Origin of the sequence: Nocardia acididurans, from assembly GCF_016741815.1 — a bacterium.
GTDB classification, from domain to species: domain Bacteria; phylum Actinomycetota; class Actinomycetes; order Mycobacteriales; family Mycobacteriaceae; genus Nocardia; species Nocardia acididurans.
This window is the reverse complement of record NZ_JAERRJ010000011.1, coordinates 34746-49035: the sequence shown is the minus strand read 5'-3', so window position 1 is coordinate 49035 and position 14290 is coordinate 34746. Positions and strand designations below refer to the sequence as shown.

Here is a 14290-nt window from a genome sequence, read left to right as displayed (position 1 = left end):
TTCCTCTACGGCACGCCGACAAGGGCTTCAGTGATACCTCGGAGCCGAATTAAGTGAACTACCAGCAACCACAACGTCCGTGGTCACGCAGCCCACCGAATCCACGCATTCGGGCTGCGGTTCCCGTACCGGACGTGTTGACTTGCGGCTGTGGATAAGACGGTGTCCGCGGTCGTGCACGCCATCGAGACCGGCGACTGGACCTCATTCGCGAAACTCGTTCACCCCTATGTGCACTGGACCGAAGACGGGAGCACCACGCGCGGCCGGACCCGCGTGATGGCCCGGCTGTCCGGCGAGCACGGCGCGCAATCACCGCGCCCGGCAACCACTTACGAACTACGCGACGGCCAGGTGTACCGCTGGACCGTCTAGGGACTGACGGCCAGGAAGACGAATCCCGAGAACAGCACCAGGTGCACGCAGCCCTGCAGCAGGGTCGCGCGGCCGGGCACCACGGTGAGCGCGCCGACCACCACCGTCAGCGCCAGCAACACCATCTGCGTCGCGCCCAGACCCAGCATGAGCGGACCCTCGATCCACACCGAGGCCAGCGCCACCGCCGGAATGGTCAGGCCGATACTCGCCATGGCCGAACCCAGCGCCAGATTCAGGCCGATCTGCACGCGGTCGCGACGTGCGGCGCGCACGGCGGCGATGGTCTCGGGCAGCAGCACCAGCATGGCGATCACGACACCGACCGCCGAATGCGGCAGCCCCGCCGACTCGACACCGGATTCGATGGACGGCGACACCAGCTTGGCCAGGCCGACCACGCCGACCAGCGCGACCAGCAGCAGCCCCAGGCTGCGCAGCGCCTGCTTTCCGGTGGGGCGCTCCTCGTGCTCGTCGTCGTCGAGCACCACATCGCCCTCGGCCCCACCCTCGACGGGCAGGAAGTCGTCCGGGTGCCGGACCGTCTGCACCATGACGAAGACGCCGTAGAGCACCAGCGAGGCCACCGCCGCGAAGATCAACTGCGAGGCCGAGAAGACCGGGCCCGGTTCACTGGTGGTGAAGGTCGGCAGCACCAGCGACAGGGTCGCGAGGGTGGCCACGGTGGCCAGCGCCGCGCCCGTGCCCTCGGCATTGAAGACCGCCACCCGCCTGCGTAGCGCACCGACCAGCAGCGAGAGACCGAAGATGCCGTTGCAGGTGATCATGACCGCCGCGAAGACGGTGTCCCGGGCGAGCGAGGCCGCCTTGTCACCGCTGGAGAGCATGAGCGTCACGATCAGGCCGACCTCGATGATGGTGACCGCCACCGCCAGGATCAGCGAACCAAACGGCTCGCCGACCCGGTGCGCGATCAATTCCGCGTGGTACACCGCCGCGAGCACCGCACCCACCAGCGCCACGCTCACCAGTGCGATCCCCACGCCGTTGAGACTCCGGCCCCAGAAGCCCGCCAGCACGACCGCGGCCAGGAGTGGAATCAGGACAGACCAGTAGCGAGTGCAGAAGCGGACCATGACCCCCATCGTTCCAGCAAATACTTCGCATTCACCGCAAAACGAGAGCGACGCCTCCGGCGTCGCGGTTCCGGAATGAGAACCCGCACGTGGCCTAGGCTGCGAATGTGGACGAAACGACCGGATCCGAACCAGTCGCGACCAGCGCGCCGCATCCGCACGAACCACACACCGAAGGGCTTGCCTCCCGGCTGAACTGGCTGCGCGCCGGGGTGCTCGGCGCCAACGACGGCATCGTCTCCACCGCCGGTCTGGTCGTCGGCGTGGCGGCGGCGACCACCGACACCTCGAACATCCTCACCGCGGGCATCGCCGGGCTCACCGCGGGCGCGATCTCCATGGCCGCCGGTGAGTACGTGTCGGTCAGCACGCAGCGCGACAGCGAGAAAGCCTTGCTCTCCAAGGAGAAACGCGAACTCGCCGAGGAACCCGACTACGAACTGCGTGAGCTGGCGCAGATCTATCAGGACAAGGGGCTCTCCCCCGCCACCGCGCGCAAGGTGGCCGAGGAGCTCACCGCCCATGACGCCTTCGCGGCGCACGCCGAGGCCGAATTGGGTTTGGACCCAGAAGAACTCACCAATCCGTGGCACGCCGCCCTGTCGTCGGCGGTGGCCTTCACCTGCGGCGCGCTGCTGCCGCTGCTGGCCATCCTGCTGCCGCCGGTCAGCTGGCGCATTCCGGTGACGTTCGCGGCCGTGCTTGTGGCACTTGCCATTACCGGATCGATCAGCGCGCGGCTCGGGCGCAGCAGCCGACGGCGGGCGATCATGCGCGTGGTGATCGGCGGCGCGCTCGCCATGCTCGTCACCTACGGAATCGGCCAGCTGGCAGACGTTTCCGGGATCTGAGGCACGCGGCTATTCGCCGGGCGGGATATCGAAATCCACCCGGGGCGGCGAGACCGGCGTGGGTGGCGAGACCTGCGGCGGCACCGCGGTGGGCACGGGGGCGATCACCGCGGCCGGGACCTCGGCCGGAGGCGGGACGGCGTTCGGGTACACCGCGCCGGGATCACCGGGACCGCGCACCGTGTTCGGGGACACCGCGCCCCCTGGGGCGGGCGGTGCGACAGCGGGCGGAACAGCCACGCCCGAGCGCACCGCCGGCGAACGCTGCGACGGGGTCGACACCGGGGCGACACCCGAATCGGTGCCCGCGGTGGTTTCGCCGGACCCGGTCAGCAGCATGCCCACCGCGACGGCGAGCACCAGGAGTCCGGAGACGACCGCCACCACGGCGAGGCTGCGCGGCGTGATGTCGCCGTCGTCGTGCGTCGCCGGTTCGAGGCTCTCCAGCATGACTGTCCTCCTTCGACTTCCGGCCCCTTACGGTGCGGGCGGCGGCGGGGGCGGGGGTGGCACCAGGAACGGGAGGATCGGGGCGAGGATTTCCGGGAGCCCCGGCAGGGGCGGCGGGGCGGGCGCCGGTGCGACCGGTTCGGGAGCCGGTTCCGGAGCCTGCTCGACGGGAGCCTGCTGGGCGGGGACATAGGTTTCCGGCGCCGGAACGGGCGGAGCCTCGGGCGGCGGGGGTGGAGCGGGCGCGACGGGGGACTGCGCCTTGACCGGTTCAGTGGTGGCGCTACCGGTGGAGGTGCTGGAGGCGGGCGCCTCGGCGGGCTCGGAATCGCCTCCGCCGAGGGTGAATCCGGCCCGCAGCGGGCCGCCGATGAGGGCGAAGACGACCGCGAACGAGAGCACGATCATGGCGGCCAGCACGCGCGGGGACATCTGACCCGACGGCGTCACGCCGGGTGTGTCCTCCTCCTGATGCGCAGCAGGCTGCTCTTTGACCGCACCGCCCAACGCCACCGCTGAACTCCTTCGATTCGAAGTCCCCGATCCGAAAAGCTCATACTCCAAGCACGCTACACATGTTTGCTGGAACGCAGGGAAACCATCCCGTAAGGATGTTGTTGCAGCTGAATATCCGTCGTTGTTATTAGCGAAAAATTCGCTAGGACGGATCCAGGTCGATCCGGACGGTCAGCAGGTCGGTACCGACCAGGCGCACCGCCGCACTGTTGGCGCGCGGCAGCGAACGCAGCCGGGCAATCGGATCGTCCTCGGGCAGCAGCTGGGCGGACCCGCTGAACCAGCGCCCGCGCAGCCGCACCCGGACCCGGTTGTCGGCCTGGATATTGCGGATGTACTGCGACCGCTCGCCGAACTCCGACACCAGCCAGAACTGATCCCCGACCCGGCGACCGCCGATGGGCGTGATGCGCGGCTGCCCGCTCACCCGCCCGCGGGTCTCCAGCAGCTGCTGGGCAGGCAGCCGTCGCAGGACGGGATTGCCCACGCTGCGCTGGAAGGTGGTCACCCAGCGATGCTGGAAATCGTGCAGCTTCGACACATCCGGCACAGTAGCACCGGCGTCTCAGTCACCGAAGATGGCCGTGGGATCGCCCTGGTACCACATGTTTTCGATCCGGATGCGACGCATCACCCAGCGCGCGCCGTCCCGCACCAGCTCCACGTCGTAGAGGTTCTTCAGCAGGGCGAAGGTGTCGTGCTCGGCGGTCAGCAGATGCTGGGCCTCGACCATGGCGGTGAGGCGGGCGGTGTCGCCGTCGACGACTACGCGCGGGTTGGTGACCTGGTGCGTGGTGTCCACCCGGCCCTCGAAACCGGTGAGGATGGTGTCGACGATGAACTCCCGTCCGGTCATGAGCGGAGCCACGCCGCCCCATTTCACCGCGGCGGGCTGGAAATCCAGTTCGGCGTCGGCGGCGAACGCGGAGGCGAACAGATCCTTGTCGCCCAGATCCTGGCCGAGGCCGAAGCGGTAGAGGGCGTCGACGATCTCTGCGCGGTCGCGCAGTTCACGAACGACGGCCTCGCCGGTGGTGGCGGATACGGCGTGCGAGTCGGTGATGTACACGGGATTCTCCTGGTGGGTCGGTGTTTCGATGACTCCACCTTCGCCCGGCGCGGCAACGCCATCAATGCGGAACTGTGCAATGATCGTCAAGCCAGGATTAACGATCGAGGTGGAGGACCGATGCTGGAACGCCACGAGCTGGAGGCGTTTCTGACCCTCGCCGAGGAACTGCACTTCGGCCGCACCGCCGACCGGCTGCACGTGTCCACCGCCCGGGTCAGCCAGACCATCGCGAAACTCGAACGCCGCCTGGGGGTTCCACTGTTCGAGCGCAGCAGCCGCCAGGTCCGCACCACCCCCGCCGGACGCGACCTGTACGCCGAACTGCGGCCGGCCTGGGACCGGATCACCACGGCCGTGCGGCACACCATGGACACCGGGCGCGGGCGCACCGGGACGCTCGAGATCGCCTTCGTTGACCCGGCCACCAGCCAACTGCTGATCCGCGCGGCCGAGGTGTTCCGCACGATGCTCCCCGACTGCGCCGTACGGCTGCGGGAAGCCCAACCGGCACAGGTGATTCCGTGGCTGCGCGACGGCGAGGTGGATCTGGTGCTGGATATGGTTCCCTTCCCCGCCGAAGGCGTCACGGCCGGTCCCGCGCTCGTGAGCGAGGCCCGCATGCTGGCCGTGCCCGCGAATCACGCACTGGCACGGCGACGTTCGATCACGCCCCGGGACCTGACCCGCGCCCCCATGCTGCAACTGCCCCCGGACCTTCCCGAGCAGGTACGCGGAATCCGCACGCCCCGAACGACTTCCGACGGGCAGCCGATACCTTCGGGTCCGGCGGCGAACACCTACAACGAACTGCTCGCCATGGTCGGCGGCGGGCAGGGCGTCTTCCCGGTGGGCGCGCACATCCGGCGGTATCACGTGCGCCCGGACGTCGCCTACGTCCCGCTCCGCGACGCCGAACCGGTGCGGTGGGCGCTGCTGTGGCGGACCGGCGGCGACACCGCGCCGATCCGCGCCTTCGCACGCGCCGCCGCCACCGCGGTCGGCTAGGACATCGTGATGACGACCTTGCCGAACGGGTCGCCCTGCGCGAAGTAGCGGTACGCCTCCACGGCCTGCTCGAAGGGGAAGACCCGGTCGATCACCGGATGCACGGCGTGCTCCGCGAGCGCGCGGTTCATGGCCTCGAAGTCGGTGCGGCTGCCGACGGCGGGGCGGCGCAGCGCCCGGTAGCCGAAGCCCAGCGGGTCGGCGAGCTGCTGTCCGTCCGGTGCGGGGAAGGCGCCGATCAACGTGACCTGGGCGTTGTAGCCCGCGGCGGCAAGGGATTTCGGCAATGTGGGCAGGCCGACCGCGTCCACGACGTGCTCGGCGCCGTCCCCGCCGGTCAGGTCCAGAACCGCCTGCTCCCAGTCGGGCGTCTCGGTGCGATCGACGGTCTCGTCCGCGCCGAGCGTGCGCAACCGCTCCGCCTTGTCCCGTGAGGAGGTGATCGAAACAACCCGTGCGCCCAGCATTTTCGCGTGCTGCACCGCGAACAGCGCCACGGTGCCCGTGCCGACCGTCACCACCGTCTCCCCCGGGGCGACCGGGATCGGCTTACTGATCGCGGACCAGGCCACCAGGCCCGCGGCGGTGAGGCTCGCGGCCTCCGCATCGGTCAGGTGGGCCGGCACGTGCGCGATCGAATCCTGCTCCAGCACAATGTAGTCCGCGAGCCAGCCGTCGAAGTTCGCGCCGTACTGCTGGGCACTCAGGGCTTGCGTCTGGCGGCCGTCCACCCAGTGCACGAAGTAGGAACCGGTGACGCGATCGCCGATCGCGGCCCGGGTCACGTTGCCGCCCAGGGCCACGACCGTACCGACGCCGTCCACCAGCGGGACCACGCCCGGCCGCATGGGCAGCGGATAGGCGCCCTCCATGAGCATCAGATCGCGGCGGTTGAGCGAGGCGGCGCGCACCCGCACCACCACCTGATCGGGGCCGGGCTCGGGAATCCGCTGGGCGCGGGTGGTCAGTCCGTCCAGACCGCGCATCGGGTCCGCCTGGTAGGCAATGGCATTCATGGTTCGCTCCGGATCTCCGAGGGTTCGGCGGGGTCCCGCCGCCGGTGGCGAGTCTGTCCGGCGGGCGGACGCCGCGCGATTCCCTCCGGGGAATGATCCGGTGGCCGCCCGCGTCATTCCCTCGCGGGCGTTCGCGTCATTCCCTCCGGGGAATCGCGAGGTGACCCGTGTGACGGCACGGTGGAGGTATGACGGCAATGGTGATCGCGAGTCCCTTCGCACAGCAGCTGCGGCACTGGCGCGGGCTGCGCCGGATCAGCCAGCTGGACCTGGCCATTCGCACCGAGACGAGCCAGCGGTATCTGAGCTTCCTGGAGCAGGGGCGGTCGCAGCCGGGGCGGACCATGGTGGTGCGGCTGGCCGAATCGCTGGAGCTGTCGCTCCGGGAGCGCAACAGCCTGCTGCTGGCCGCCGGGTACGCACCCGTGTTCGCCGAATCCGCTTTCGACGCACCGGAACTCGGAGCCGTGCGGGATGCGCTGGACTCGATCCTGCGGGGGCACATGCCGTATCCGGCCGTGGTCACGAAGGGCCACGGCGAATTGGTGTCCGCCAACGGCGCTTTCGAACTGCTCACCGAGGGGGCTCCGGCCGCGCTGCTGGAGCAGCCGGTGAACGTGCTGCGGCTGGCACTGCATTCGGAGGGGTTGGCGCGGCGGGTGCGGAATCTGCCCGAGTGGGGGCGGCACATCACCGACGCCCTGCGCGGACGGGACGCGCGCAGTCCCGATCCGGCGCGGGCGGGGTTCATCACCGAGCTGGAGAGTTACCTGCCACCGCTCGTACCCGGGCCGGAACATGTCGGTTTCTCGGTGCCCCTGCGTCTGCACACGGATGCGGGCGAGCTGAGCCTGATCACCACCATCAGCACGTTCTCCACGGCCACCGACGTCACCCTGTCGGAGCTGCACCTCGAGGCGTTCCTGCCCGCGGACCGGTTCACCGCCGACTATCTGCGGTCGCGGTTCTCACCCGAATAGGACCTTGCCGCCCTGATACTCGTAGACGTATATTCGTAGACGAGTAACAGGAGGTGTCCGCAATGGCCCGCAAGCGCAAGATCACCAATCTGATGGGCCTGGCCGTCCTGTCCACGCTGCATGTCGCACCCATGCACCGCTACGAGATCGCTGCGAAGTTGCGGTCCTGGGGCAAGGACCGCGATATGGATATCAAGTGGGGTTCGCTGTACACCGTCGTGGACAACCTCACCAAGCACGGGTTCCTGGAGATCACCGGCAGCGAGCGCGACGGAGCCCGGCCCGAGCGCACCATCTACGCCATCACCGAGGCCGGTCGCGCCGAATTGACCGACTGGACAAGGGAACTCATCTCCAGCCCCGAACCCGAGCAGCGGCGCTTCCGCGCCGGGCTCTCGGTGCTGGCGGTGCTGCCGCCGGACGAGGTCATCGACCTGCTGGGTGAGCGAATCACCAAGCTGGACAAGACCATTGCCGAGTATCGGGCCCAGATGGCAGCGCTGGAAGGCTCGCTGCCGCGCCTGTTCCTGGTCGAGGACGACTACGAGCTGGCCATGCTGGAGGCCGAGGTGAATTGGGCGCGCGGGCTGCGAGAGTCGCTGTCCGACGGCAGTTTCCCGGATGTCGAGGGCTGGCGCAGCTGGCACGTCAGTGGCCTGCCGCCCGCCGAAGTCGTCGCACTCATGGAGGAGGAACAGCCACCGCAGGACTGACCACCGACACGAAACCGGGCCCCGGCGGGGTGCTGCAACACCGTCGCCGAAGCCCGGGAAAACACCGCCTCGAACCGCGTCCGTGCAGGCGAACTTGGTAACGAGTTTGGCAACTACAGGATAACTGGGTTCTCCGCACGCGCGCCGTTTCGGGTATCGAATCTCGAATTCACTCAGGGAGACAACCCATGTCTGTTTCACGCGCGCTCATCATCGGCGGCGGCATCTCCGGCCCGGTGGCCGCGACCGCCCTGCACAAGGCGGGTATCGACGCCCGCGTCTACGAGGCCTATCCGGGCCCGGCCTACGGTATCGGCTCCGCACTGGCGCTGGCCCCCAACGGAATGGCCGCACTCGAGATCGTCGGAGCCGCGAACGCGGTGCGCGAGATCGCCGCTCCGGTCTCGCGGTCGTCGGCGTCCATCGGCGCCAAGACCATCCCGATGCCGCAGCTCACCGGGGTCGAGCCACTACAGGTGGTGGAACGCCCGGACCTGCACCGGGTACTGCACGACACCGCCGTCGCGGCGGGCGTGCCGTTCGAATACAACCGGCGCCTGGTCGATGTCGAGGAGCATGCGGGCGGGGTCACCGCGCATTTCGCGGACGGCAGCACCGCCACCGGCGACGTGCTCATCGGCGCCGACGGAATCCGTTCCACCGTGCGCGCTCTCGTCGATCCCACGGCTCCGGGGCCGAAGTTCCTGCGCATGATCGGTTTCGGCGCGACCGTCGACTGCGATGTCGAATGCCCGCCCGACACCATGGTTTTCGCGTTCGGCAAGCGGGCCTACTACATCTACTGGGGCATGCCGGACGGCCGGGTGGCCTGGGGCGCGAATCTGCCGCACGAGCAGTACCTTTCGCTCACCGAGGCGCGGGCGGTGCCCGCCGAGCAGTGGTTGCGGATCCTGCGCGAGACCTACGCCGACGACGATCCGGGTCATCGGCTGGCGCAGGCCACCACCGCCGACCAGCTGGTCACGACCGGTGCGCTGCACATCATGCCGCCGGTCCCGCGCTGGCATGGCGGGCGGCTGGCGCTCACCGGCGACGCCGTCCACGCGCCGAGCAACACCTCCGGACAGGGCGCGTCCCTGGCCATCGAGAGCGCCATCGAACTGGCCCGGTGCCTGCGGGACATCGAGGATCCGGCAACGGCTTTCACGACCTACGAGGCGCTGCGCCGCCCCCGCGTGGAAGCCGTGGCCGCCCGGGTGGCCCGCATCAACAACACCAAGGCCGCCGGGCCCATCGCCCGGCGGGTCATGCAGGCGGTCATGCCGGTCATGTTCAAGGCGATGAATCCGGAGAAGGCGTTCGGGGCCGAACAGCGGTTCCGGATTCCGTGGGACGAGCCGGTACGCCCGGCCCGCATGGGATCAGCTGCGTGACAGCACATCCGGGCGATCGGACTCGTCGAGCAGTTTGGTGGCGATATTGTCCAGCGCCTGATCGAGCAGGGCACGATCGTCCGGATCGGTGAGATCCCAGTCCTCCAACTGGGTGTCGAGCCAGCGCCGCCACGCGGCGCGCACCTTGTCCACCTCCGCGACACCGGCGTCGGTGAGGGTCAGGTCCGCACCGGCCCGGCGCACCAGCCCGTCCCGCTCCGCCTTGGCGAACACCGGATCGACCAGTTCGCCCGGAATGAAATGGGTCCTGGCGATATCCGACACCGTGGCGTGCCCGCGCAGCTGGGTGTAGAGGCGCACCTGCCCGAGCGCCCACGCCTCGTCCCGGTCCAGCGAACTGCCCGCCGCGGCAAGGATTCCGGTCTCCGGGACGGTGTTGTCGCGCTGCCTGCTCAGCACCCGCGCCACCGCCTTCTCCAGGTGCACCAGGCGATCCGGCGAGATCGGCATCGAGAAGCCGTCGCCCACATCGGACGCCTCGGCGCGCACGCTGTCGCGCAACTTCACCTGCTTCAGGAACCAGGCCACGAGGAAGCCGATCACCGCGACCGGCACCACCCAGCGGAAGACGTAGTCGATGGAGGTGGCGTAGGCGTCGATGATCGGATTCGCCTGTGCCTCGGGGAGTTTGCGCAGCAGTTCCGGATTCTGCGCGGTCTCCGGCGGCACCCTGGTCTCGATGACGGCCGCCTCCAGCTTCGGGGTGAGCTGATTGGTGTAGAGCGTGCCGAAAATCGCTGTGCCGAAGGCGCTTCCGATGGTGCGGAAGAAGGTGACACCGGAGGTCGCGGTGCCCAGATCCGCGTAGGGCACGCTGTTCTGCACCGCGATGGTGAGCACCTGCATGGTGAGGCCGATGCCCAGGCCCAGGATCAGCATGTACAGCGACTGCTCCCAGAAACCGGTGTCCCTGCCCATGGTGGACATCAGGGCCAGGCCCACCGCCATGACCGCGGTGCCGACGATCGGAAAAGCCTTGTAGCGCCCCGTCCTTCCCACCACGATGCCCGAGAGGATCGAGGTGGTGAACAGGCCCACCACCAGCGGCAGCGTCCGCAGGCCGGAGGCGGTGGCGCTGACGCCCATCACGTACTGCAGGAAGGCGGGCAGGAAGGTCATCGCGCCCAGCATGGCGAAGCCGACGATGAAGCTCAGGATCGAGCAGACCGTGAAGACATTGCTGCGGAACAGCTTCATGGGAATCGTGGGTTCCTTGGCCCGCAATTCCACCGGCACGAACAGCGCCACGGCGACGGCCGCCGTGACGAACAGGCCGATGATCATCGAAGAGCCCCAGGCGTATTCCTGCCCGCCCCACTCCAGGGCGAGAATCAGGCAGGTGACGCCGACGGCGATCAGGGCGACGCCCAGGTAGTCGATGATCGGCTTGGCGGCGGCCTTCACATGCGGCAGCGTGCGCGCCGCCAGCAGGATCATGAAGATGGCCAGCGGCACGTTCACGTAGAAGCACCAGCGCCAGCTGAGGTGGTCGGTGAACAGTCCGCCCAGGGTCGGCCCGAGCACGGTGGTGAGACCGAAGACCGCGCCCAGCGCACCCTGGTACTTGCCGCGTTCGCGCAGCGGAATGGTGTCGGCGATGAGGGCCATGGAGGTGACCATGAGCCCGCCCGCACCCACGCCCTGAATGCCCCGGGCAATGATCAGCAATGTCATGCCCTCGGACAGACCGGCGATGACCGAGCCGAGGATGAAGATCAGGCCGCTGATCTGGAAGACCAGTTTGCGGCCGAACATGTCACCGAACTTGCCCGCCAGCGCGGTCGCGATCGCCTCGGTCACCAGATATGAGCTGACCACCCACGCGATATGCCCGGCACCGCCCAGATCAGCGACGATGGTCGGCAGCGCGGTGGAGACGATGGTCTGGTCGAGGGCCGCCATGAGCATGCCCAGGACCACGGTGGCGAACACCAGATTGGTGCGTGCCCGGCTCATCGGCTGCGGCCCGGCAAGGTCTGCGGCGGCACTGGCACCAGTCATCGGCCCAGTATGTGACGGCCGTCGACCACGCCTGAGCAACGACACGGCAAACCATCGGATGCCCGACTCGCGGCGATTGCCGCGCCCGGTCAGGCGCGGACGGCGTACTCCCCCAGCGCGGGTTCGAGCACATCGAACGCGGCGCGCGTGCGCTCGACCAGCAGTGCGGCATTGGCATCGTCGGGCACGCCGTCGACCGTGCGGCGCAGGGTGTCCTCGAACAGTGCGCGATGGATGCCGCCCAGCAGCGCGGCGACGATGCGGGGCGTGAAATCGTCTGCGGCGGCGTGCGTTTCCGCGGCGAGCGTCTCGGCCAGCCGGTTCTCGCGCGCCTCGTGGAATTCGCGCACGCGGGCGGCCAGGGCCGGGCTCTCGGTCATCAGCCGGCCGAACTCCGGCCCGGAGAAGCCCTGGATCGGATTCCGTTCCGCCGCCCACTCGAGGTAGACGCGGCGCAGCGCGGCCAGCGCGGATTCACCGGACCGCCGTTCGCGCACCGTCCGGGCGAGGCTGTCCACGAAGACGTCCGACATGTCCAGCGCGAGGTCCTCCTTGCGCGGGAAGTAGTTCGTGACGGTCATCTTGGCGACATCGGCCGCCGCGGCGATCTCGGCGATGGTGACGGCCTCGAAGCCGCGTTCCAGGAACAGCCTGGTGGCCGTATCGGAGATGTTCTGCCTGGTCTGCAGCTTCTTCCGCTCGCGCAGGCCCAGCGGCTGCGCATCGGGCTCGACGGTGCTTGCACTCATACGGATGAGCGTATCTCAAACCCATCATAAATTCATGGTTGACATATTTTTAGGTCTGCTCTAACTTTGTGTTCGTCGCCGCAAGCGACGAGACCAGAGGAGCCGCCATGCCTGCCACCGTGAGCACCGTGAGTGAAGACGCCATCAAGGACTACCTGCGGCAGATCGGGCGGACGGAACTGCTGACCGCGGCCGACGAGCACGAGCTCGGCGAACGCATCGAGGCGGGCCTGCTCGCACAGCAGCGGCTGGACGAATGTGCCGCCGCGGGAATCGAACTCAGCGCGACGGAGCGCCGGGAGCTGGGCCGCGCCGTCGCCGCCGGCCACCGCGCCAAGGACCACATGGTGCGGGCGAATCTGCGCCTGGTGGTCTCCATCGCCAAGCGCTACCCCACCCCCACCGGCATGTCACTGCTGGACCTGACCCAGGAGGGCACCTTCGGGCTCATGCGGGCCGTCGACAAGTTCGAGCACCGGCGCGGGCTCAAGTTCTCCACCTACGCCACCTGGTGGATCAAACAGTCCATCGGGCGCGCGCTGGCCGATCAGAGCCGCACCATCCGAATTCCGGGGCATGTGGTCGAGGTGCTGAACCGGGCCGTGCGCACCCAGCGGACGCTGTCGCAGCAGCTGGGCCGGGACTGCACCGTCGAGGAGCTGGCGGCCGAGCTCGACCTGCCGGTCGAGCAGGTCCGCGAGACGCTTCGCCATGGGCGCGAACCGATTTCGCTGCACACGCCGATCGGCGAGGAGGACGCCACCGAATTCGGCGAACTGCTCGCCGACCGCACCCCCGACCCGTCGGTGACGGTCACCGAGGCGGCGCTGCGCGGTCAGCTCGGCAAGGTGCTGCGGTCCCTGCCCGAGCGGGAGGCACAGGTGATCGCACTGCGCTACGGGCTGGACGGCAGCGAGGCGCGCACACTGGAGGAGGTCGGGCGCGTCTTCGGCGTGTCGCGCGAGCGAATTCGCCAGATCGAAGCCAAGGCCATGCAGAAGATGCGGCATCCGTCGCGCACGGCCCTGCTCGAGGGCATGCTGTCTGAGTAAGCTGGCACGGCAGGCTACCGCCGGAACTTACTCTGAAGTAAGGTCGAGTGGGAGAATGCGACGGAGCACCTCCCCCGCACCTATTCAGTGAGGTCAGACCATGGCATGGAAGCCGAGCGAAATCCCGGATCAGTCGGGGCGCACCTTCGTGATCACCGGAGCCAATGGCGGGATCGGCGAGCAGACCACCAAGGTGCTCGCGAGCAAGGGCGCGACCATCGTCATGGCCTGCCGCAACACCGCCAAGGCGCAGGAGGTGGCCGACCGCATCGACGGTGACGTGCGGGTCGCGGCCCTCGACCTCGCCTCGCTGGCTTCGGTGCGCGAATTCGCCGCGCAGCAGGGCGAATTCGATGTGCTGATCAACAACGCGGGTCTGATGAACGTGCCGTTCTCGCGCACCAAGGACGGGTTCGAAACCCAGTGGGGCGTCAATCATCTGGGCCACTACGCGCTCACCGGCCTGCTGCTCGACAAGATCAATGACCGTGTGGTGTCGCTGGCCTCCATCGCGCACAAGCAGACGCCGAAGCTGTGGATCGACGATCTCAACTACGAGAACCGCCGCTACCAGCGCAATCTCGCGTACGCGCAGTCGAAGCTGTCCAACCTGATGTTCGCGCGGGAACTGCAGCGGCGACTCAGCGAGGCCGGGTCCACCAAGCGGTCCTACGGCGTGCACCCCGGCGTCTCGGCCACCGATCTGTTCGCGCAGACCGAAACCCCGCTGGACAAGATCTCCAAGCCGTTCATCCGGCTCGTCGGCCACTCCCCCGCCCGCGCCGCGCACTCGTCGCTGTTCGCGGCGACCATGCCGGACGCGGACCCGACCGTGTACTGGGGTCCGAACCGGTGGTTCGGCAGCCAGGGACCGGTCGAAGCGGCGGCCTCCACCAAGCTCTCGCAGAACCGCGAGCTGTGGCGGCGACTGTGGGAGGAGTCCGAGCGACTGACCGGCGTCACGTACAAGTTCTGACGCACGTCACATGTGTGTCCCC

Annotated in this window: 16 protein-coding genes; 8 read left to right on the top strand and 8 right to left on the bottom strand. The window is 68.6% G+C overall.

All coding sequences use genetic code 11. From position 1 onward, the window contains the following. Window positions 1-150 precede the first annotated feature (150 nt). Entirely contained in the window at window positions 151-375 is a 225-nt protein-coding gene (locus JK358_RS27410) for a nuclear transport factor 2 family protein (RefSeq protein WP_201952895.1), read from the top strand. Here JK358_RS27410 and JK358_RS27405 read toward each other — a convergent pair. After that, the gene (locus JK358_RS27405; RefSeq protein ID WP_372440734.1) at window positions 372-1481 is read right to left on the bottom strand and encodes a calcium:cation antiporter; all 1110 of its coding nucleotides are present in this window, start codon (window positions 1479-1481) and stop codon (window positions 372-374) included. The two genes, JK358_RS27410 and JK358_RS27405, sit on opposite strands and share 4 nt — an antisense overlap. A 98-nt stretch (window positions 1482-1579) precedes the next feature. Here JK358_RS27405 and JK358_RS27400 point away from each other — a divergent pair, with 98 nt between their 5' ends. After that, entirely contained in the window at window positions 1580-2323 is a 744-nt protein-coding gene (locus JK358_RS27400; RefSeq protein WP_201952892.1) for a VIT1/CCC1 transporter family protein, read from the top strand. 9 nt (window positions 2324-2332) lie between these two features. Here JK358_RS27400 and JK358_RS27395 read toward each other — a convergent pair whose 3' ends face one another. From JK358_RS27395 to JK358_RS27380, 4 genes are all read right to left on the bottom strand, one after another. Next, window positions 2333-2773, bottom strand: a complete 441-nt coding sequence (locus tag JK358_RS27395; RefSeq protein WP_201952889.1) for a hypothetical protein — start codon at window positions 2771-2773, stop codon at window positions 2333-2335. A gap of 27 nt (window positions 2774-2800) precedes the next feature. Next, window positions 2801-3286 carry a hypothetical protein gene (locus tag JK358_RS27390; protein WP_201952886.1) on the bottom strand — a complete coding sequence of 162 codons (486 nt, stop codon included), beginning with the start codon at window positions 3284-3286 and terminating at the stop codon, window positions 2801-2803. A gap of 145 nt (window positions 3287-3431) precedes the next feature. Next, window positions 3432-3830 (bottom strand): nitroreductase/quinone reductase family protein, encoded by a 399-nt coding sequence (locus JK358_RS27385; RefSeq protein ID WP_201952882.1) that lies wholly within the window; start codon window positions 3828-3830, stop codon window positions 3432-3434. A 24-nt stretch (window positions 3831-3854) separates the two neighbouring features. Next, a complete protein-coding gene (locus JK358_RS27380) occupies window positions 3855-4358 on the bottom strand; it encodes a nuclear transport factor 2 family protein (protein WP_201952879.1) in 504 nt (167 codons plus the stop codon). Window positions 4359-4478: 120 nt separating this feature from the next. Between JK358_RS27380 and JK358_RS27375 the strand changes: the two genes are divergently transcribed. After that, window positions 4479-5366 (top strand): LysR family transcriptional regulator, encoded by an 888-nt coding sequence (locus JK358_RS27375; protein WP_201952876.1) that lies wholly within the window; start codon window positions 4479-4481, stop codon window positions 5364-5366. On the opposite strand, the gene JK358_RS27370 is transcribed toward JK358_RS27375, so the two are convergent. Continuing rightward, complete coding sequence (locus JK358_RS27370; RefSeq protein WP_232852002.1) at window positions 5363-6382, bottom strand: zinc-dependent alcohol dehydrogenase family protein; 1020 nt, start codon at window positions 6380-6382, stop codon at window positions 5363-5365. The two genes, JK358_RS27375 and JK358_RS27370, sit on opposite strands and share 4 nt — an antisense overlap. Window positions 6383-6570: 188 nt before the next feature. Here JK358_RS27370 and JK358_RS27365 point away from each other — a divergent pair, with 188 nt between their 5' ends. From JK358_RS27365 to JK358_RS27355, 3 genes are all read left to right on the top strand, one after another. Beyond that, entirely contained in the window at window positions 6571-7362 is a 792-nt protein-coding gene (locus tag JK358_RS27365; RefSeq protein ID WP_201952873.1) for a helix-turn-helix domain-containing protein, read from the top strand. Window positions 7363-7424: 62 nt separating this feature from the next. Then, entirely contained in the window at window positions 7425-8075 is a 651-nt protein-coding gene (locus tag JK358_RS27360; protein ID WP_201952871.1) for a PadR family transcriptional regulator, read from the top strand. Window positions 8076-8263: 188 nt separating this feature from the next. Further along, window positions 8264-9469, top strand: coding sequence for an FAD-dependent oxidoreductase (locus JK358_RS27355; RefSeq protein WP_201952868.1), 1206 nt, complete (start codon window positions 8264-8266; stop codon window positions 9467-9469). Here the strand turns inward: JK358_RS27355 and JK358_RS27350 are convergent. Both JK358_RS27350 and JK358_RS27345 read right to left on the bottom strand, forming a co-directional pair. Beyond that, complete coding sequence (locus JK358_RS27350) at window positions 9458-11491, bottom strand: MDR family MFS transporter (RefSeq protein ID WP_232852001.1); 2034 nt, start codon at window positions 11489-11491, stop codon at window positions 9458-9460. The two genes, JK358_RS27355 and JK358_RS27350, sit on opposite strands and share 12 nt — an antisense overlap. Window positions 11492-11580: 89 nt before the next feature. Further along, window positions 11581-12240: a TetR/AcrR family transcriptional regulator gene (locus JK358_RS27345; protein ID WP_201952864.1), complete on the bottom strand. Its 660-nt coding sequence runs from the start codon at window positions 12238-12240 to the stop codon at window positions 11581-11583. Window positions 12241-12347: 107 nt separating this feature from the next. Between JK358_RS27345 and JK358_RS27340 the strand changes: the two genes are divergently transcribed. Further along, window positions 12348-13292 (top strand): sigma-70 family RNA polymerase sigma factor, encoded by a 945-nt coding sequence (locus JK358_RS27340; RefSeq protein ID WP_201952861.1) that lies wholly within the window; start codon window positions 12348-12350, stop codon window positions 13290-13292. A gap of 100 nt (window positions 13293-13392) precedes the next feature. Then, the gene (locus tag JK358_RS27335) at window positions 13393-14268 is read left to right on the top strand and encodes an oxidoreductase (RefSeq protein ID WP_201952857.1); all 876 of its coding nucleotides are present in this window, start codon (window positions 13393-13395) and stop codon (window positions 14266-14268) included. The last annotated feature ends 22 nt before the right edge of the window (window positions 14269-14290 follow it).